The following is a 19,528-nucleotide window of genomic DNA, read 5'->3' as shown; positions in this document are numbered from 1 at the left end:
GGCTGCGCCTGCTCCACAGCCTTGACTTTCCTGCAGGTCGGTGGAACGCAGAGGCGAGCCGTCGGGAGAGAACTACAGTGTCGAACGTGATCCATCTCCGCCGTGCCCTGCTCGTGGCGCTCGGAGGTGCGCTCGGCACCGCGGCTCGGCTCGGCCTGACCCTGCTGATCCCGGATGCCGGGGGCTTCCCGTTCGCGATCATCACCGCGAACGTCGTCGGTGCCTTCCTCATCGGCATCCTGACGGGGTGGCCTGCCGACATGCCGACGAGCAGGGCCGATCTCAGGATCTTCCTCGGCACCGGAGTCCTGGGTGGCTTCACCACCTACAGCGCCTTCACAGTCGGGTCGATCCAGCTCTGGACGGATGCTCCGGTCCTGGCGCTCCTGTATGCCGCCCTGAGCCTGGTGCTCGGCGTCGCGGCGGCTGTCGCCGGCATCCGCCTCGCGCGATCGGGAGCGGCGACGTGACCCCGCTCGTCTTCCTGCTCGCGACGCTCGCCGGCGGCCTCGGTGCCGCCGCGCGATATCTCGTCAGCGTCGGCGTCACCGCCGGGGTCAAGGCGATGCGCCCCGGCATCCAACGGGCGTTCCCGTGGGGCATCGTGATCGTGAACATCACGGGGTCGTTCGCATTGGGGGCCGTGACAGCAGCGCTGCCGGGTGCCGCGTTCATCGTCGGCGCCGGCTTCCTCGGCGGGTACACGACGTTCAGCACGGCCATGCTCGACAGCATCGGGTTGTGGCGCGACGGGGCCCGACGCGTGTCGGTGCTGCACCTGCTCGGGACGTTCGCATCGTCGGTCCTCGCCGCGGGGGCCGGTCTCGCCATCGGATCGCTCTGGGTCTAGGCGGTCTTCTCGGTGCGGCATTCGGTCGAGTGCCGCTGACTCACAGCATCCTCTCAAGCCTCGCCGTGTGAAACTGTACAAAAGTACAGGACTGGATCTCAGGGGGTCGATGTGACCGCAGGCAGCCGCCGCCGCGACCCCGAGGCGCGCCGCCGCGCGATCGTCGATGCCGCAGCCGAACTGATCGTCGAGATCGGCGTCGACGCGATCACCCACCGGAAGGTCGCGGCCCGCGCCGGCGTTCCTCTCGGCGCCACGACCCAGTACTTCGCCACGCTCGACGACCTCAGGGACTCCGCACTCGACGCGCTCGCGACCGAGGTCGATCTGCGCATCGATGCCACTCGGCAGACCGTCGTCGCCGAGGGCGTCACCCCCGGCATCCTCGCGCGGCTGATCAGCCAGGCGCTGGCCGAGGCGCGCAGCATCCAGGCCGAACGCGCCGTCGTCACGGCCGCCGTCCACGATCCGCGGGTGCGCGAACTCGCGCGGCACTGGTCCGACGAGGTCGTCGGATTCATCGCGCCCGTTCACGGAGTGGATCGCGCCAGGGCAGCCGCCGCTTTCATCGACGGCGTACTGTGGCACTCACAGATCCACGACGAGCCGCTCGACGAAGAGCTCATCCGCGACGCCCTCGCCGGGATCCTCCGCTCACCGGCGTCGGCACCGTCACCCACAGCATCCGTCTGATCGACCGAGAGAGAACAGCCTTGTCGAAACTCGCCGTCCTGAGTCTGAAGAACCGTGCACTGATCGCACTGATCACGATCGTCGCCGCCGTCTTCGGCGGACTCGCGCTGAACAACCTCAAGCAGGAGCTCATCCCCTCGCTCGAGCTGCCGGCGCTGATCGTCATGACGAGCTACCCCGGTGCGTCGCCGGAGGTGGTCGAGAACGACGTGTCCACGCCCATCGAGACGGCCATCCAGGGAGTGCCGGGGCTCGAATCCACGACCGCGACGAGCACGACCAACGCCTCGATCGTGCAGGCGACCTTCGCATACGGCGAGAACCTCGCGACGGCCGAGCAGAAGATGCAGCAGGCGATCAACCGCATATCTCAACAGCTGCCCGACGAGGTCGAGCCGCAGGTGCTGTCGGTGTCGATCGACGATCTGCCGGTGATCCAGGTGGCCGTCACCGGGTTCGACGACGCGCAGACCATTCAGGCCGATCTCGAGAACGTCGCGGTCCCAGACCTCGAGGACGTCGATGGCGTCAACGCGGCCGAGATCGTCGGCGGCGTCGGCGAGCGCGTCACCATCACACCGGACGATGCGGCGCTCATGGAGCGCGGCGTCAGCACGCAGGCGATCAACGATGCGCTGCAGCAGAACGGCGTCCTCTTCCCCGGCGGTGAGATCACCGAGGGCGATGACACCTTCACGGTGCAGACGGGCGCGAAGTTGACCTCCGTCGACGAGATCGCCGCTCTGCCGCTCGTGGGCACCGATGCCACGATCGGCGATGTCGCGAGCGTCGCGCTCGACACCGATCCGGTGACGTCGATCTCCCGTGTCGACGGCGAGGACGCCATCACGATCTCGATCACGAAGCTGCCTTCCGCGAACACCGTCGAGGTCTCCTCCGGGGTGCTCGCGGCGCTCGACGACATCTCGGAGGCGTTCCCGGATGCCGAGTTCACCGTCGTGTTCGATCAGGCGCCGTTCATCCAGCAGTCCATCGAGACGCTCGCAACCGAGGGCCTTCTCGGTCTCGTGTTCGCGGTCATCATCATCCTGGTGTTCCTGCTGTCGATCCGCTCGACCCTCGTGACGGCGATCTCGATCCCGACCAGCGTGCTGATCACGTTCATCGGTCTGCAGGCGTTCGGCTACACGCTGAACATCCTCACCCTCGGTGCGCTGACGATCGCGATCGGGCGCGTGGTGGACGACTCGATCGTCGTGATCGAGAACATCAAGCGGCACTACGTCGGCGACGCCGACAAGATGAGCGCGATCGTGCTCGCCGTGCGCGAGGTGGCGGGTGCGATCACGGCATCCACCATCACGACCGTCGCGGTGTTCCTGCCGATCGTGTTCGTCGGCGACATGGTCGGCGAACTGTTCCGGCCGTTCGCCATGACCGTGACGATCGCGATGGCGGCGTCGCTGCTCGTGGCGCTCACGATCGTGCCGGTGCTGGCGTACTGGTTCCTCCGCCCCGGAAAGCCGCTGCTCGACGAGCACGGCGAGGTGATCGACCCCGAACACCCGGACGCGCCCCCGACGGCGCTGCAGAAGGCGTATCGTCCGATCCTCGGCTGGACGCTCAAGCACTCCGGCATCACGGTCGTTCTCGCCGTCGTCGTGCTCGGCGCGACGCTCGCGGCGGCTCCGCTGATGAAGATCAACTTCCTCAGCGACTCCGGTCAGAACACCATGACCGTCACGCAGGATCTCGGCCCGACCGCGAGCCTGGAGTCGCAGGACGAGGCGGCCGTGGTCGTCGAGGACGCGCTCATGGACGTCGACGGCATCGAGACCGTGCAGGTCTCGATCGGCTCCAGCGGGTCGTCGCTGCGTGATGCCTTCTCGGGCGGCGCCGGCATCAACTACTCGATCCAGACCGACCCGGATGTCGATCAGGAGCAGCTGCGCGCCGACGTGCAGGAGGCCGTCGACGACCTCGACGGCGTGGGCGAGATCTCGGTGGCCGCCTCTGCCGGATTCGGCAGCAGCGACATCGAGGTCGACATCTCGGCTCCGAATGCCGACGCACTTCAGGAGGCGACGGATGCCGTGACCGCCGAGCTCGACGGGCGCGACGGCATCGGCACCGTCACCGACAACCTCGCGGCTTCGCTGCCGTACATCGGCGTCGTCGTCGATCGGGATGCCGCGGCCGCCGCGGGACTCAGCGAGGTCGCGGTCGGGTCGATCGTGTCGAGCGCGATGCAGCCGCAGCAGGCGGGATCCATCGAACTGGACGGCACGTCGCTGACGATCTACCTCGCCGACCCTGAGCCGCCGACAACGGTCGAGGCGCTGCGCGCGCTCGCGATCCCGACGCCGGTCGGAATGATCCAGCTGCAGGATGTCGCGACGGTCGAGGAACGTGAGGGCCCGACGTCCATCACGACCCAGCAGGGACGCCGGACGGCCACGGTCACGGTGCCGCCGGCATCCGACGACCTCGCCGTGGCGACCGCCTCGGTGAACACGGCGCTGGAAGAGGTCGACCTGCCCGACGGTGCCAGCGCCGAGGTGGGCGGCGTCGCCTCGCAGCAGGCCGACTCGTTCTCGCAGCTCGGGCTCGCGATGCTCGCGGCGATCCTCATCGTGTACGTCGTGATGGTGGCGACGTTCAAGTCGCTGCGTCAGCCGCTGCTGCTGCTCGTGTCTGTGCCGTTCGCGGCGACGGGCGCGATCCTGCTGCAGATCGTCACGGGTGTGCCCCTCGGCGTCGCTTCGCTGATCGGTGTGCTGATGCTCATCGGCATCGTGGTGACGAACGCCATCGTGCTCGTCGACCTCGTGAACCAGTACCGCGAGAAGGGTCTGTCGGCACGGGATGCCGTGATGGCGGGTGGTGAGAAGCGTCTGCGTCCGATCCTCATGACGGCTCTCGCGACGATCTTCGCGCTCACGCCGATGGCGCTCGGCATCACCGGCCACGGCGGGTTCATCTCGCAGCCGCTGGCGATCGTCGTGATCGGCGGGCTCGTCTCCTCGACGGTCCTGACGCTGATCGTGCTGCCGACCCTCTACAACCTCGTCGAGGGGGCGAAGGAGCGCCGTGCGGCCAAGCGCGTCGTGCGTGGTGAGGGGGACGAGGGCCCTGCGGGTCCTGCGCCCGAGGCAGGCCCGGATGCCTCAGGACCGGCGACCGGAGCTGCCGCCGACCCTCTGGTGAGCGCTCTGGCGGTCGTGGGGGCAGGCGCAGCGCAGGATGCCAGGGCGGACGAGGCATCGGCCTCTGCACCGTCCGCTGCGCTGCCATTCGCCGCTCCGGTTCCGCCGCAGTCGTCGACCGAGCTGGAGCGGTCCGAGCGGACTCATCACCTCACTCACTACGAGGAGGAGCCGTCCTACTCGAGCCAGTCGGCGCACTCGGCGATGGCCGCAGCCGCCTCGGCCGCGGCGGCTGCTGCTGCGGCCGCTGCTGCTGCGGCATCCGCTGTGGCCGCATCGGTCGACCAGAGCGAGCAGGCGCGCACGCGCCGCGAACTGCGTGAGCGTCAGGGCGGCCTGCCGCCGGCGAACCCGCTGCACTGAGCCTGCGCGCGCGACTTCGTCGCCGGGGGCGCGTCCGGGTTGGTGCGGGTTCGAGTGGATCGCACCCGCATGAACCCGGACACGCATCCGGGGGCGTGCCGCTTCAGCCGAGCTCGATACCCCAGCGCAGGGTCCAGCTCTCGCCGGGCAGGAGTCGGCGGATGCCGAGGCCGCTGTTCAGCGCATCCGCCGGCGCCGTCATCGGCTCGATCGCGACGGCGAGGGGCTGCCCGGGGTACGACGTCGTCGTGTACACCTGCACGTAGTCGAAGCCCTCGCCCTGCCACAGCGTGACGCGGCGACCGTCCGGTGCCGTGAGGGTATGGCGCACGGTGCCGTCGGCATCCCGGATCAGATCGGCGAAGCCGGTGTCGAGCACGATGTCGCCCAGGCGTACGCCGTCGCGCAGCGCGGCCGGCGCGGCCGAGGTGCCCGTCGGCAGCATGCGATCGTCGACCTCGATCTGCGTCGCGGCGGGCACCGTGAGCACCAGATCGTGCGGGTCGACGTCGTCGATCGTGACGAACGGGTGGGTGCCGAGGGCGACGGGGGCCGCGGCATCCGACCGGTTCTCGAGCACGTGCTCGACGGCGATGCCGGTGTCGGTGAGGGTGTACGTCACGCTCGTGCCGACCTCGTACGGCCACCCGGTCTGCGGGACGATCGTCGCACGCAGCGTGGCGGAGGAGTCCGACTGCGAGACGTCGTAGGCGGCGAAGCGCAGCAGCCCGTGGCTGGCGTTGCCGAACTTGGGTTCGGTGATCGCGAGTCGACGGGTGCTGCCCTCGTCGTCCCAGACGCCGTCGCGGACTCGGTTCGGCCAGGGGGCGAGGACGACGCCGGAGCAGGACGGTGTCGGCTCGCCGAGCGGGTAGGTCGGGACGAGGCCGGTGCCTTCGACGGTCAGCGACCGAAGGGATGCTCCGACCTGGGCGATCTGTGCGGTGACGGCGCCGCGCTGCAGATGGATCTGAGTACCGGTGGGGGAGAGAGAGGTCACCCCGACATCGTACGGGGGACCTTCCCAGGCAGGCACGGTACGCTGGGAAGGTCGGCTTCGGACAGCCGCGCATCGGCGCGGGCGATTCTTGTGTGAAGTGTGAGTCCAGGGGCCGATGGTGAGCGTCGTTCGACGCGCATGAACCATCACATGAATGGCCCCGGCCGACGGATGTCCGGATCTGTCTGCGCGTGCGCGCCCAGATGGCTGTTCTCGTGTCGAGAACCCAGAAGGACCCACCCCATGCCCAAGAGCAGCAAGCCCAAGGGCGGTCGCCCCGCTCGCAACTTCGAGCCGCGATACGCCAAGAAGACCTCGTTCCACGATCGTCACAACGACGGACGTCCGGCGCGTTCGGATGCCGGTGACGACCGTTCCTCGTCGCGCCCCTCGGGCCCGGCTCACAAGAGCCCGAAGCACCGCGGCTACCGCCCCGAGGCCGAGTCGGGAGCGCCCAAGGGGCGCTGGACCGCACAGGAGCGCGCCGGCCGCGATGAGGCCCGTTCGATCCGTGGCCGCGCCGAGTCCGGACGTCGAGAGGCTCCGCACCACCGCGACGAGCGCGGCGGATCGACAGAGCGTCCGCGTTTCACCGGCGGAGAACGTCGCTTCGACGGCGACCGTCCTCGCTACAACAACGACCGTGGTGGCGAGCGCCCCCGGTACAACGACGACCGTCCGCGTCGTGATGGTGACCGTCCGTCGTACAACAACGACCGCGGTGCGGAGCGTCCGCGTCGTGACGGCGACCGTCCGTCTTACAACCGTGGCGGTGGTGACCGTCCGTCGTACAACCGTGATGGTGGCGCCGAGCGTCCGCGTCGTGAGGGCGACCGTCCGTCTTACAACCGTGGTGGTGCTGACCGTCCGTCGTACAACCGTGGTGGTGACCGCCCGTCTTACAACCGTGGTGGTGACCGCCCGTCGTACAACCGTGATGGTGGTGCGGAGCGTCCGCGTCGTGACGGCGATCGTCCGTCGTACAACCGTGGTGGTGCTGAGCGTCCGTCGTACAACCGTGATGGTGACCGCCCGTCGTACAACCGTGAGGGTGGTGCTGAGCGTCCGTCGTACAACCGCGATGGTGGTGCTGAGCGTCCGCGGTACAGCAACGATCGCGGTGCGGAGCGTCCGCGTCGTGACGGCGATCGTCCGTCTTACAACCGTGGCGGTGCTGACCGTCCGTCGTACAACCGCGATGGTGGTGCTGAGCGTCCGCGGTACAACAGCGATCGCGGTGCCGACCGTCCGCGTCGTGACGGCGACCGTCCGTCGTACAACCGTGGTGGTGCTGACCGTCCGTCGTACAACAACGACCGCGGTGCCGACCGTCCGCGTCGTGACGGCGACCGCCCGTCGTACAACCGTGGCGGTGCCGAGCGTCCTCGGTACAACGGCGACCGTCAGGAGCGCCCCCGCACGAACGATGACCGCCCGCGCCGCACGGAGCAGCGACCGAGCCGTGACAACTGGAACGCGTCGACGGGTCCGGCGACCGGTTCGTCCGCCGAGCAGGCTCAGGACGTCGTCCACGAGCGTCTCGAGGCGAAGACGGTGCAGGCCGCCGAGGTCGAGAATGTGACCTTCGGCGACCTGGGCCTCGGCTCCAACATCGTCGAGACGCTGGTGAACATGGGCGCCGTATCGCCGTTCCCGATCCAGGCCGCCAGCATCCCGGCGGTACTCGCAGGGCGCGACGTCCTGGGCCGTGGCCGTACCGGTTCCGGCAAGACGATCGCGTTCGGCGCTCCGCTGGTCGAGAGCATCCTGAAATCGCAGGCCGGCAAGAAGCGCGAGTTCGGCCGCTCCCCGCGGGCGATCATCCTCGCTCCGACGCGCGAGCTCGCCCTGCAGATCGACCGGACGATCCAGCCCATCGCGCGCAGCGTCGGCCTGTTCACGACCCAGATCTACGGCGGCGTGCCGCAGGGGCGACAGGTCGGCGCCCTCAAGAAGGGTGTCGACATCGTGATCGGCACCCCGGGCCGCGTCGAGGACCTCATCAACCAGGGCAAGCTCGATCTGTCGGACTGCCGGATCGCCGTCCTTGATGAGGCCGACCACATGTGCGAGCTGGGCTTCGTCGAGCCGGTGCAGCGGATCCTCCGCCACACCGCCGAAGGCAGCCAGAAGCTTTTGTTCTCGGCGACCCTCGATCGCGAGGTCGCAGCCCTCGTCGACGAGTTCCTCGTGGACCCGGCGGTCTATGAGGTCGCTGGCGAGAACCAGGAGACCAGCACGATCGAGCACCGTGTGCTCGTGATCGAGCACCGCGACAAGGCAGAAGTGCTCAACGCGCTGGTCGATCGTGAGGGGCAGACCCTGGTGTTCGCACGCACGCGGGCCTATGCCGACATGCTCTCCGAGCAGTTCGAGGATGCCGGCATCGCATCGGTCTCGCTCCACGGCGACCTCAACCAGGCCAAGCGCACGCGCAACCTGGCTCGGCTCACGTCGGGCAAGGTTCAGGTCCTCGTGGCGACGGACGTCGCAGCCCGCGGCATCCACGTCGACGACATCGACCTGGTCGTGCAGGCCGACGCTCCGGACGAGTACAAGACGTACCTGCACCGCTCCGGTCGCACCGGTCGTGCCGGTCGTTCTGGTCGCGTCGTGACCCTGATCACGCGTCAGCGTCAGCGCCGTATGACCGAGCTCCTCCAGCGCGCCGAGATCGATGCGCCCTTCGAGCAGGCCCGTGTCGGCGACGAGGTCATCGAGGAGATCGCCGGTCGCGTTCCGACCGCGTCGGATCTCACCGCCTGACCCTCGCGTCATCCCCGCGAGACTTACGTTGCGGGGTGAGGCTTGGCCTGCCCAGGCAAGTCTCACCCCGCAGCTTAAGTCTCGCGACCGCGTGTCAGCCGATCCGGTGCTCGTGCACCGCCGATGACAGCGACGTGCCGTTGAGGTCCAGGTAGAGCTGCGCCTCAGTGATGGTCAGGGTCGCGGTGTTGCGCCGTTCGAGCACGCGGGTGCCGGCGTCGATGAAGCCGGCATCGAAACCGTAGACGCGGATACCGTCGGCATCGTGGATGCGCTTGCCCTCCCACGCGGCGACCACCTTCGCGGGGGCGCGATGCGTGTAGACGACGGTGCGATCGGCGAGTCGACTGCCGTAGTGCATGCGCTCGGCATCCGGCGCTCCGACCTCGATCCACGCCGTGATGCGGCCGGTGAGGTCGCGCACGACGACCGCCGGCTCCTCGGTGGAGGAGAGCCCTTCGCTGAACCCGATCCCGTCGGTGTACTCCAGGCAGTAGGCGAGGACACGCGTCAGCATGTAGGCGTCGGTCTCGGACGGATGCTTCGCCACCCGCAACGTCAGTTCCTCGTATACCCCGCGATCCATGTCGGCGAGCTGCACCGTGAACGTGTGGATCATCGCGCCGATAGCCATAGCTCTCGAGCCTACGCGCCCGATGAGAGCGTGCACGCCGTGGGGTCGACTCAGAAGAGCATCGGCTGGTCCGCGGGAGCGGATGCCGCGTGCGAGGATGCCGCGGGCCCCACGACGGGACGAGGTGGCAGCGTGCGCGTGCCTCTAGCGCTCGCCGCGTACAGGTCGTCCTCGTCGCGCCCGTCGAGCCGGTGCATCCGGATCAGCGGTCGGACCCGTTTCGCGAGCCACTGCCGGTAGCCCTTCGGCGCCTCGGCGGAGACACCGGGATAGAGCCCGCGGTAGGAGGCGACGAGGTCGGGACGCTGCTCGCCGAGCCATTGCATGAACCACGGCTTCACGCCGGGACGCAGGTGCAGGGCGCCGTAGATGACGCGCGCGGCTCCGGCTGCCTTGATGCGTGCGAGGGCCGCGTCGATCGCCGCGACCGAGTCGGTCATGTGCGGCATGATCGGCATGAGGAAGACGGTCACGGCGAACCCGGCATCCGCCAGCGCGCGCACGGTGTCGAGGCGCGCCTGGGTCGTGGGGGTGCCCGGCTCGATCGTCCTCTGCAGGTCGTCGTCGTACATCGCGATCGACATCTGCACGTCGACGGGTACGCGCTTCGCCGCTTCGATCAGTTGCGGGATGTCTCGTCGGATGAGCGTGCCCTTGGTCAGGATCGACATCGGGGTGCCGGAGTCGGCAAGCGCCTGGATGATTCCCGGCATCAGCTTGTAGCGTCCCTCCGCGCGCTGATACGGGTCGGTGTTCGTGCCCAGTGCGACGATCTCGTGCTCCCAGCTGCCCTTTCTCAGTTCGCGCTGCAGCACCTCAACGACGTTGGTCTTCACGACGATCTGCGAATCGAAGTCCGCACCGCCGTCGAGGTCGAGATACTGATGCGTCCCTCGGGCGAAGCAGTACACGCACGCATGACTGCATCCGCGATACGGGTTGATCGTCCAGGAGAACGGCATCCGCGATGAGCCGGGAACCTTGTTCAGTGCGGACTTCGAGAGCACCTCGTGGAACGTCATCCCGGCGAACTCGGGCGTCGTCACCGATCGGACGATCCCACTGCGGTTCTCCAGGCCGGGCAGCGCGGACTCGTCCGCGTCGTCGATCCTCTGCCCCTGCCATCGCATGACTTCATTAGAACAAAGCAACGAAAGAAACGCAAGGTCTTCGTACCGAGAATCGAATCTCGGAAGTCGCTCGAGTCGAAGCATCCAGCTCCACGGGAGACAATGGACGGATGAGCGAGGCGATGGCACCCCGACATGCCGCGCCGCGACCCCGTGCCCTGGCCTTCGCGCTGCCCATCGGGGTCGCGGTGACGGCGCTCGGGTCGCTGTGGGCGCTCGCCGACGTTCCTGCTCCCGTGCAGGTCGAGCCGCCTGTTCCGGCAGCCGCCCAGCAGCTTCCCGCCGTGGCCGTCGAAGCCACCGTCGCCGCCGACCCCTGTTCGGATGCCGCGGTGCAGGCCGCGGTCGCCGCGGGCGACGATCAGGCGACGATCGCCGCCTTCGGCGGCGGCGAGGCGTTCCGTGCGGCGGTCGCAGCGAGCAACGCGCCCTGCATCTCGCTCGACGATCCGAACCGCATCTGGGTCGTGGTCAACAAAGCCCGCCCGCTCGCACCCGAGTTCACGCCGACCGGGCTTGTCGACACCCGCTTGCAGACCACGACGACAGCCGGTTCCGTGCGCACGGAACCGGCGGAGGCGATCAACGCGCTCGCCGGCGCGCTGGCGGATGCCGGGGCCGGCGTCCTGGGGATGAACAACGGCTACCGCTCATATGGGATGCAGGAGAACACCTACTCCGATCACGTCCAGGCAACAGGGCAGCCCGCTGCCGACGAGGTGTCCGCGCGGCCCGGGTTCAGCGAGCACCAGACCGGTCTCGCGCTCGACGTCGTCGCGTGCAGCAGCGGCTGCGGCGGCATCCACGGTTTCGGCGGCACCCGCGAGAGCGACTGGGTGAACGCGCACGCGTGGGAGTACGGCTACATCGTCCGCTACCTCGAGGGCGAGACGCCTGTGACCGGCTACTCGCCCGAGCCGTGGCACCTGCGCTACATCGGCCCCGAGCTCGCCGCCGCCTATCATGCGGGCGGATACGCGACGCTCGAGGAGTTCTTCGGGCTTCCGGCCGCCCCGGGCTACGTGGGCTGATCCTCCCGTCTGGTCACTCCCCACAACCGCGGAACCCGGTGCCACTGATTGTGAGAACGCATCCCACAATCGGCTGCCTTCGCGCCCGCCATCCGCATAGAATCGCGGCAGCAACGACGACGTTCGGGAGGACGGCATGGAACGCGACATCTACGACGAGGACCACGAGGCATTCCGCGATCTCGTGAAGGACTTCGTGAAGCGACACGTCTCGAATGAGGCCATCGAGCGGTGGGATGCCGCGGGCGAGATCGACCGCCCCACCATGCTCGCCGCGGGCGAAGCGGGGCTCATCGGCCTGTCGGTCCCCGAGGAGTTCGGCGGCGCAGGGATGCTGCAGGACTACCGGTTCCGCACCATTGTGATGGAAGAGGTGATCGCGGCCGGTGCCGGGTCCCTCGCGGGTGCCTTCGGCATCCAGGACGACCTGGCCGTGCCGTACCTCGTGCACATGGGCACGCAGGAGCAGAAGGAGAAGTGGCTGCCGCGGATGGCCACCGGCGAGGTGCTCGGCGCGCTCGCCATGACCGACCCCGGCGCGGGCAGTGACCTGCGCGGCATCAAGACCAACGCGAAGAAGGTCGACGGCGGCTACATCCTCAACGGCGCGAAGACCTTCATCTCGTCCGGCACGACGGCCGACGTCGTCGTCACCTTCGTCAAGACGGGCGAGGGCAACCGTCCCGACGCGTTCAGTCTGCTGCTCGTGGAGAAGGGCATGGAGGGCTTCGACCAGGGCAAGAAACTCAGCAAGATGGGCTTTCACGGCTGGGACACCGCAGAGCTCAGCTTCACGGACGTCTTCATCCCCGACGAGAACCTCATCAGCGGCAAGGAGGGCCAGGGGTTCATCCAGCTGATGCTCAACCTGCCGCTCGAGCGGCTGTCGATCGGCGTCGCCGCGGCCGCCGCCGCGCAGGCGGCCCTGGACTGGACCGTCGCGTACACGAAGGACCGCGAGGCGTTCGGCGAGCGCATCGCGGACTTCCAGAACACGCGCTTCCGCCTCGCCGACATGGCTGCGACCACCGACGCGATGTGGGCCTACATCGACCGGGCACTGCTCGCCTACAAGGACAACAAGCTCACCGCTGAGGATGCCGCGAAGGTCAAGTTCTGGGCGACCGAGCGCGAGTGGGAGGTGCTCGACACCGGAGTGCAGCTGCACGGCGGATACGGCTACATCATGGAGTACCCGATCGCCCGCGCCTTCACCGACGCCCGCGTCCACCGCATCTACGGAGGCACCAACGAGATCATGCGGGATCTCGTCGGCCGCCAGATCGTCGGCAAACGCTGACGCCTCACCCCTGACGAGAACGCCTCGAGATCTTCGGATCTCGGGGCGTTCTCGCGTCTGCGGACTTCGCGAAGAATTTTTTGCTATTCAGTGTTGCCAAGTACCGGTACTCAGTGTTACTTTGTACTGGTAGTCAGCGACACAGAGTAGATCGGAGGTGATCGCATGGCAAACCAGATGACGGAGATGCTGAAGGGCTCGCTCGAAGGCATCGTGCTCGCGATCCTGGCCGAGCAGTCCGCGTACGGATACGAGATCACGGCGCGGTTGCGGGACCAGGGTTTCGCGGACATCGCGGAGGGCACCGTCTACGCGCTGCTCGTCCGCATCGAGCAGAAGGGCCTCGTGGACGTGGAGAAGGTCCCGTCCGAGAAGGGCCCGCCGCGCAAGGTGTACTCGGTCAACACGCAGGGCCGAGAGCAGCTCGCCGAGTTCTGGAGGACCTGGAGCTTCCTCGCAGAGCGCATCGACAGGCTCCGCCACACCGACATCAGCAGCACGGACAGCACGACCATCGAAGGGAACTGATCATGGCATCGAAGTGGATCGAGACGATCACCGGATCGCTCGAGCAGAAGAAGCAGTACAAGCAGGACAAGGCCCGCATGGAGGCGCTCCCCGAGCCCTACCGCACGGCCGCGACCGCGATGCACCGGTACTTCATGTACTACGGGGGCATCACCAACGGCGACACCATCACCCAGATGTTCACCGACCTGGTCGACCTCTGGGAGCGCGCGGCCGTCGACGGCACCCCGGTGCAGGACATCATCGGCGACGACCCGGTGGACTTCACCGAGACGTTCGCCAAGTCCTACCAGGGCAAGGAATGGATCGACAAGGAACGCGCTCGTCTGAACAAGGCGTTCGACGAGGCCATCGGGAAGGAGAAGCGATCATGACCACGGCATCCATCCAGGTCCGCGGCATCCGCAAGTCGTTCAAGGATCTCGAGGTTCTCCGCGGCGTCGATTTCGACGTCGCCCGCGGCAGCATCTTCGCCCTGCTGGGCTCCAACGGAGCAGGCAAGACGACGGTGGTCCGCATCCTCTCCACGCTGCTGAAGGCGGATGCCGGCACGGCATCCGTCCACGGCTTCGACGTCGCGTCGGCACCGAACGACGTACGCGAGTCGATCAGCCTGACCGGGCAGTTCGCCGCGGTCGACGAGGTGCTCACCGGGCGTGAGAACCTCGTGCTGATCGCGAAGCTGCGCCACCTGAAGAACCCCGGCGGGATGGCGGACGACATGCTCGCCCGTTTCTCCCTCACGGATGCCGGTGGGCGCAAGGCGGGGGAGTACTCGGGTGGCATGCGCCGCCGACTCGACATCGCCATGAGCCTGGTCGGCAACCCGCCGATCATCTTCCTCGACGAGCCGACCACGGGTCTCGACCCGCAGTCGCGCATCGAAGTGTGGGACACCGTGCGCGAACTCGCCAAGAACGGCACCACGGTGCTGCTCACCACGCAGTACCTCGACGAGGCCGAGCACCTCGCCGACCGCATCGCGATCCTCCATCGGGGGGTCATCATCCAGAACGGCACGCTCGACGAGCTCAAGCGCCTGCTGCCGGCCGCCAAGGTCGAGTACGTCGAGAAGCAGCCAACGCTCGAAGAGGTCTTCCTCGCCCTCGTCGGCGAGGACGCCTCCGCAGCGCAGACCGAAGGGAACGCATCATGACTTCGCACGCCCTCGCAGACACCGGTGTTCTCACCGGTCGCTCGCTGCGGCACATCCTGCGCAGCCCGGACACCATCATCACCACGGCGGTCACACCGGTCGCTCTGATGCTGCTGTTCACCTACGTGTTCGGCGGGGCCATCAACACCGGCACCGACGAGTCGTACATCAACTACATGCTCCCGGGCATCCTGCTGATCACGGTCGCATCCGGCATCGCGTACACCGCGTACCGGCTGTTCCTGGACATGCAGGGCGGCATCTTCGAGCGGTTCCAGTCGATGCCGATCGGGCGGTCCAGTGTCCTCTGGGCGCATGTGTTCACGTCCCTGGTGTCGAACATCGTCTCGATCGCGATCGTCATCGGCGTCGCGCTTCTGATGGGATTCCGCACCGGAGCGTCGTTCGGGGCGTGGCTGGCCGTCGCCGGCATCCTCATCCTGTTCACGCTGGCACTGACCTGGGTTGCCGTGATCGCGGGACTCTCCGCGAAGACCGTGGACGGGGCGAGTGCGTTCAGCTACCCGCTGATCTTCCTGCCGTTCATCAGCTCGGCGTTCGTTCCCACGGACACGATGCCGGGGCCGGTGGCCTGGTTCGCCGAGAACCAGCCGGTCACCTCGATCGTGAACACGATCAGGGCGCTGTTCTCCGAGCAGCCCGTCGGATCCGACATCTGGGTCGCGCTGGCCTGGCTCGTCGGGATCCTGGTGGTCGCCTACTTCGGCGCCATCGCGGTCTATCGCAAGAAGCTGCGCTGAGTGCGTGTCGTACGCTCCACAAAGAAGGAAAATGCCGGTTCTGGTACTCCAGGACCGGCATTTTCCTTCTTTCCTGCGCGGATCGTGCCGGGTCAGCGCCGTCGGCCGACGCCGGCGGCCTTCAAGCGGTCGGCGATGAGGATGCCGAGGGCGGTCGCACCGATGCAGCTGGCGATCGTGATCGCGAAGAACGCGACCTGGGCCCACACCGTCATCGCGCCGAGGTTGAACCACGCCCACGCCGTGATCGGGTAGACGACGCCGATGATCACAGCGCCGAGGTAGTGCATCCACGTCCCCCAGTACCGGTACAGCACGACGAGGAACGGCAGCTCCGCGGGCAGCGCCCACATCACGTTCGTCAGCACGGTCGAGAATCCCGCGCCCGAGAAAGGTATGAGTACGAGACCACCGATCAGCCCGACCAGCAGCCCGACGAACGGACGCTGCAGCAGGCGCAGCGCGATGACGGACGGCAGGATCCACAACCCCGAGAACGCCATGCTCGCGAACGGTGCCGGCCCGCTCAGCAGCGTCGAGAGCCAGTTCGCCGGAGCGAGCAGCAGTGCTCCGGCGACGCCCAGGGCCGCGCACGTCAGCAGCAGTGCCGTCGGGAATCTCTTCTTCACGACCGGGGCCGCACCCTGCCCGCTCATGCCAGCGGCTCCGCGGCGGCCTCGCGCGCGGCCTTGGATGCCGGAGATGCCGCGCCGATCTTCCAGTAGCCGCAGAAGCTCACCTGGTTCTTGTCGACACCGCGTTCGGAGACGAGCTGCTTGCGCACACCGGACGCGAGGGCCTGTTCCCCGGCGCCGTACGCGTGGAACGGCACGGCCGGCAGATCGGTCTCGCGCAGCTTCGCCAGCGCGAGCGTGCCGGGCAGGACGTCATGCGGTCGGACGATCCAGACCACCTCGAGTCCGGCCGGATGCGGGAACTCCAGCGCATCCTCTTCGGAGGGCACCTCGATGATCGCGGTTCCCGTCGCCGTCGACGGCAGCGAGGCGCTGATCCCGGCGATGGCGGGCAGCGCGGTCTCGTCGCCGACGAGCATCACGCGGTCGGTGCCGCGCTCGGGGTTGAAGGTCAGGCCCTCGTCGATGATGAGCACGTGCTCGCCGGGCTGACAGGTCTCCGCCCACCGCGACGCCGGACCCGCGGTGCCGTCGGCCGCTGAGCCGTGCAGGACGAAGTCGACGTCGATCTCGGCATCCGATCCAGCCGTCGCCGGACGATACGCGCGGACGGTGTAGTTGCGCATCACCGGGCGCTCGCCGTCCGGGATGCGCAGGAACTTCAAGTACCCGAGTGCCTTGTTCGCCTTCGCCGGTACGCGCTCGAGGCCGGCTTCGCCGCCGATCGGCAGGAACAGCCGGAACCACTGGTCGTAGCCCATCGGCCGGAACTTCCCGATCTCGCCGCCGCCGAGCGTGACGCGGATCCAGTGCGGGGCCAGCCGTTCGGTGCGCAGCACGGTCAGGTGGGTGAGGTCCGACGATGCCGGCTTGACCATCTTGGAGTAGGCCATGAGTTCCTCTCAGTACAACTGCCAGGGGAAGGTCGCGATGAAGATCGCAGCGGATGCCGCGATGAACGCCACGATGAACACGGTGTCGCGCAGGCGGAACGGCACGAGATGCCGCTCGGTGCGCGTCGGGTGGGCGCCGAACGCGCGCGAATCCATCGCGAGCGCGACGCGCTCTGCGTGCCGGATCGCGCCGGCGAGCAGCGGCACGACGTATCCCCAGCCGCGCGCGATGCGCGCGAACGGGCCGCGGCCGCCGTGGTGTCCGCGCACGCGATGCGCGGCGCGGATGACGGCGAGCTCGTGCCCGAATCGCGGGACGAAGCGGTACGCGGCCAGCGCCGTGTAGCCGATCCGGTAGGGGACGTGCAACTGCTGGACGCTGGCGCGCACGAGATCCGGCCCGGTCGTGGTGAGGCCGCCGATGAGGGCGAGCGCGAGGATCGCACCCAGGCGCAGCGCGGTCGCGAATCCGATCTGCAGCGCTCCGGCGTAGAGCGTCCATCCGCCGATCTGCAGGACGGGCGCGGTGGCGTCGACCTGCGCGGCATCCACCCAGAGCGAGAAGCCGAACCCGATCGCGATGAGCCCTGCAGGCACACCGGCGAACAGCAGCAGGCCGGCTCGCCGGGTGAGGCGGGCGCCGACGAGGATGAGCGCGTAGCCGAGGAGCAGGAACGCGGCCGGCGTGACGAGGTCGCGGACGAACACGAGCAGCAGCATCGCAGGCAGGACGGCGGCGACCTTCGAGAGCGGGTTCAGGTGGTGCAGGAAGTGCCGAGCGGATGCGGGGGCGACCGCAGCGTACGGATCGATCGTGCGGGTGGGGGCGGTGATGGTCATCGGACTCCCTCGGCGACGAGAGCCCGGAGACGCGCGGGGAGCGCGCGCTGAAATGCAGGAAGGCGCAGCCCCGCGGATTCGAAGACGCCGTCGGTCGCGAACAGCTCGGCCGTCCGTCCGGCCGCGTGCACCCGACCGTCCGCGAGGATCACCGTGTGCGTCGTGCGGTCGGCGACCAGCTGCAGGTCGTGCGTGACGATGACGATCGTGGTTCCGTCGGTGCGGAGACCGTCGAGCAGTCCGAGCAGCTCGGCGGCGCGGGCGCGGTCCTGTCCGAACGTCGGCTCATCCAGGGCGAGCACGCTCGGGCGCGTGATGAGCGCCGTGCCGACCGAGAGTCGTCGCTTCTCGCCTCCGGAGAGCAGGAACGGGTGCACGTCGGCCTTGTGCTCGAGACCGAACCGCGTGAGCATCTCACCCACGCGCTCGGCGATCTCCGACTCGTCGGCCCTCGCCCCCTGAGCCTGTCGAAGGCGGAGTCCGTGCGCGAGCTCGTCGAAGACCGTGTGCGCGATGAACTGGTGCTCCGGGTTCTGGAAGACGAATCCGATGCGGCCGGCGAGCTCGCGCGGGGATGCCGTGGCGGGGTCGAGCCCATCGACGTCGACCTGCCGTTTCGGTGGAGGCACCACGCCGGCGAGTGCCTGGATGAGCGTCGTCTTGCCCGCGCCGTTCGCGCCGACGATCGCGGTGAGGGATCCGGCCGGGATGTCGAGGTCGACGCCGTGCAGGATCTCGTTCCTCCCGCGGCGGACGGTGAGTCCGCGGGCCCGGATGAGGGGAATCTCGCTCGCCCCGTCGTTCGCTGAGCCCCTTTCGTTCGTTGAGCTGCCGAGCGGCATCGAGTCCGTTTCGTCTCGGTCGACTTCGTCGTCCTCACTCAACGAGCGGGTGGGGGTGTCCTCGCTTGCCGAGCGAGAGCTCAGCGCGCGGGAGAGCTCCTCCGGGGTCAGCGGCAGCGGCACGTCGGTGCTCAGGATGCCGCGGTCCCGCAGCATCCGACCCGCCAATGTCGCGGCCGGAAGCCAGACGCCCATCGCGATCAGCTCGTCCGTGTGCTCCCGCAGGACCTCTCCGACCGGGCCGTCGAAGGCGAGTGCGCCGTCGCGATCGAGCACGATGGCCCTGGTCGCGAAGTGCATCGCGGCGTCCAGGTTGTGCTCGACGAGCACGATGGCCCTCCCGCCCGCGGCGATGAGGTCGCTGAGCGCGTCGTACACGTCGTCGATGCCCTGCGGATCGAGGTTCGCCGTCGGCTCGTCCAGCACGATCAGCGGCGAGCCCATCGCGAGCGCGGACGCGATCGCGAGCCGTTGGCGTCCGCCTCCGGACAGCCGGTCGGGGTTCCACTCGCGGCGCTCCCAGAGTCCGACGCGGCGCAGCGCGTCCTCGGAGCGCGCGAGCACCTCGGGTACCGGGAGCAGCAGGTTCTCGAGCCCGAACGCGACCTCGTCCCGCACGGTGCCCGTGACGAGCTGGGCATCCGGATCCTGGAAGACCATGGCGACGTCCGTGCTGAGCTCGGCCACGGGCGTGCTCGCCGTGCTGCGGCCGTTCACCTCGACGACGCCGGTGATGTCGGCGGGCACGGATTGCGGGATGAGACCGTTCAGCGCCAGGGTGAGCGTCGACTTGCCCGACCCGCTCGGCCCGAGCACGAGCACGACCTCGCCAGGGTCGATCTCGAACGACACGTCGCGAGGCGAAGGGTGCACGGCACCGGCGTGGGTGAGCGAGAGGTCACGCACGCGAAGCAGGGGCGCTGGTGTGCGCACGGATGA

Annotated in this window: 18 protein-coding genes; 11 read left to right on the top strand and 7 right to left on the bottom strand. The window is 68.3% G+C overall.

The features are described 5' to 3' along the window. Positions 1-86 precede the first annotated feature (86 nt). The 4 genes from M2317_RS15460 to M2317_RS15445 all read left to right on the top strand — a co-directional run bounded on the left by M2317_RS15460 (position 87) and on the right by M2317_RS15445 (position 5,073). Positions 87-470, top strand: coding sequence for a fluoride efflux transporter FluC (locus M2317_RS15460; RefSeq protein ID WP_429461666.1), 384 nt, complete (start codon positions 87-89; stop codon positions 468-470). Beyond that, a complete protein-coding gene (locus tag M2317_RS15455) occupies positions 467-850 on the top strand; it encodes a fluoride efflux transporter FluC (protein ID WP_429461664.1) in 384 nt (127 codons plus the stop codon). The genes M2317_RS15460 and M2317_RS15455 overlap by 4 nt, the downstream gene beginning before the upstream one ends. Positions 851-961: 111 nt before the next feature. Further along, positions 962-1,543 (top strand): TetR/AcrR family transcriptional regulator, encoded by a 582-nt coding sequence (locus tag M2317_RS15450; protein WP_429461662.1) that lies wholly within the window; start codon positions 962-964, stop codon positions 1,541-1,543. 20 nt (positions 1,544-1,563) lie between these two features. After that, positions 1,564-5,073, top strand: coding sequence for an efflux RND transporter permease subunit (locus M2317_RS15445; RefSeq protein ID WP_429461661.1), 3,510 nt, complete (start codon positions 1,564-1,566; stop codon positions 5,071-5,073). A 103-nt stretch (positions 5,074-5,176) separates the two neighbouring features. Here M2317_RS15445 and M2317_RS15440 read toward each other — a convergent pair whose 3' ends face one another. After that, a complete protein-coding gene (locus M2317_RS15440; RefSeq protein ID WP_429461659.1) occupies positions 5,177-6,073 on the bottom strand; it encodes an aldose 1-epimerase family protein in 897 nt (298 codons plus the stop codon). Between the two features lie 243 nt (positions 6,074-6,316). On the opposite strand from M2317_RS15440, the gene M2317_RS15435 reads away from it, so the two are divergent. Next, positions 6,317-8,839, top strand: a complete 2,523-nt coding sequence (locus M2317_RS15435) for a DEAD/DEAH box helicase (protein ID WP_429461658.1) — start codon at positions 6,317-6,319, stop codon at positions 8,837-8,839. Positions 8,840-8,933: 94 nt separating this feature from the next. On the opposite strand, the gene M2317_RS15430 is transcribed toward M2317_RS15435, so the two are convergent. Next, positions 8,934-9,473, bottom strand: a complete 540-nt coding sequence (locus M2317_RS15430; RefSeq protein ID WP_429461656.1) for a YaeQ family protein — start codon at positions 9,471-9,473, stop codon at positions 8,934-8,936. Between the two features lie 50 nt (positions 9,474-9,523). Further along, on the bottom strand, positions 9,524-10,603 hold the full coding sequence (locus M2317_RS15425) for an Rv2578c family radical SAM protein (RefSeq protein WP_429461654.1): 1,080 nt from the start codon (positions 10,601-10,603) through the stop codon (positions 9,524-9,526). A gap of 110 nt (positions 10,604-10,713) precedes the next feature. Here M2317_RS15425 and M2317_RS15420 point away from each other — a divergent pair, with 110 nt between their 5' ends. From M2317_RS15420 to M2317_RS15395, 6 genes are all read left to right on the top strand, one after another. Beyond that, a complete protein-coding gene (locus tag M2317_RS15420) occupies positions 10,714-11,634 on the top strand; it encodes a M15 family metallopeptidase (RefSeq protein WP_429461653.1) in 921 nt (306 codons plus the stop codon). 136 nt (positions 11,635-11,770) lie between these two features. Further along, positions 11,771-12,934 carry an acyl-CoA dehydrogenase family protein gene (locus tag M2317_RS15415; protein WP_429461651.1) on the top strand — a complete coding sequence of 388 codons (1,164 nt, stop codon included), beginning with the start codon at positions 11,771-11,773 and terminating at the stop codon, positions 12,932-12,934. A gap of 165 nt (positions 12,935-13,099) precedes the next feature. Continuing rightward, entirely contained in the window at positions 13,100-13,462 is a 363-nt protein-coding gene (locus tag M2317_RS15410) for a PadR family transcriptional regulator (protein WP_429461649.1), read from the top strand. A gap of 2 nt (positions 13,463-13,464) precedes the next feature. Beyond that, a complete protein-coding gene (locus M2317_RS15405) occupies positions 13,465-13,836 on the top strand; it encodes a DUF1048 domain-containing protein (RefSeq protein ID WP_429461647.1) in 372 nt (123 codons plus the stop codon). Beyond that, complete coding sequence (locus tag M2317_RS15400; RefSeq protein WP_429461645.1) at positions 13,833-14,618, top strand: ABC transporter ATP-binding protein; 786 nt, start codon at positions 13,833-13,835, stop codon at positions 14,616-14,618. The genes M2317_RS15405 and M2317_RS15400 overlap by 4 nt, the downstream gene beginning before the upstream one ends. Further along, positions 14,615-15,379 (top strand): ABC transporter permease, encoded by a 765-nt coding sequence (locus M2317_RS15395; RefSeq protein ID WP_429461644.1) that lies wholly within the window; start codon positions 14,615-14,617, stop codon positions 15,377-15,379. Before M2317_RS15400 ends, M2317_RS15395 begins: the two co-directional genes overlap by 4 nt. Positions 15,380-15,471: 92 nt before the next feature. Here the strand turns inward: M2317_RS15395 and M2317_RS15390 are convergent, their stop codons facing one another. The 4 genes from M2317_RS15390 to M2317_RS15375 are packed head-to-tail and all read right to left on the bottom strand — an operon-like array spanning position 15,472 to position 19,522. Continuing rightward, entirely contained in the window at positions 15,472-16,035 is a 564-nt protein-coding gene (locus M2317_RS15390; protein WP_429461642.1) for an ECF transporter S component, read from the bottom strand. After that, positions 16,032-16,907 (bottom strand): siderophore-interacting protein, encoded by an 876-nt coding sequence (locus M2317_RS15385; RefSeq protein ID WP_429461640.1) that lies wholly within the window; start codon positions 16,905-16,907, stop codon positions 16,032-16,034. The genes M2317_RS15390 and M2317_RS15385 overlap by 4 nt, the downstream gene beginning before the upstream one ends. Positions 16,908-16,916: 9 nt before the next feature. Then, positions 16,917-17,747, bottom strand: a complete 831-nt coding sequence (locus M2317_RS15380) for an energy-coupling factor transporter transmembrane component T (protein WP_429461638.1) — start codon at positions 17,745-17,747, stop codon at positions 16,917-16,919. Further along, positions 17,744-19,522: an ABC transporter ATP-binding protein gene (locus tag M2317_RS15375; protein ID WP_429461637.1), complete on the bottom strand. Its 1,779-nt coding sequence runs from the start codon at positions 19,520-19,522 to the stop codon at positions 17,744-17,746. The genes M2317_RS15380 and M2317_RS15375 overlap by 4 nt, the downstream gene beginning before the upstream one ends. Between the last annotated feature and the right edge of the window lie 6 nt (positions 19,523-19,528).

The sequence above is a fragment of the Microbacterium sp. ZKA21 genome (assembly GCF_050434165.1).
Lineage (GTDB): Bacteria > Actinomycetota > Actinomycetes > Actinomycetales > Microbacteriaceae > Microbacterium.
The sequence above is the reverse complement of the archived record's forward strand: the minus strand, read 5'-3'. Positions and strand labels throughout refer to the sequence as shown.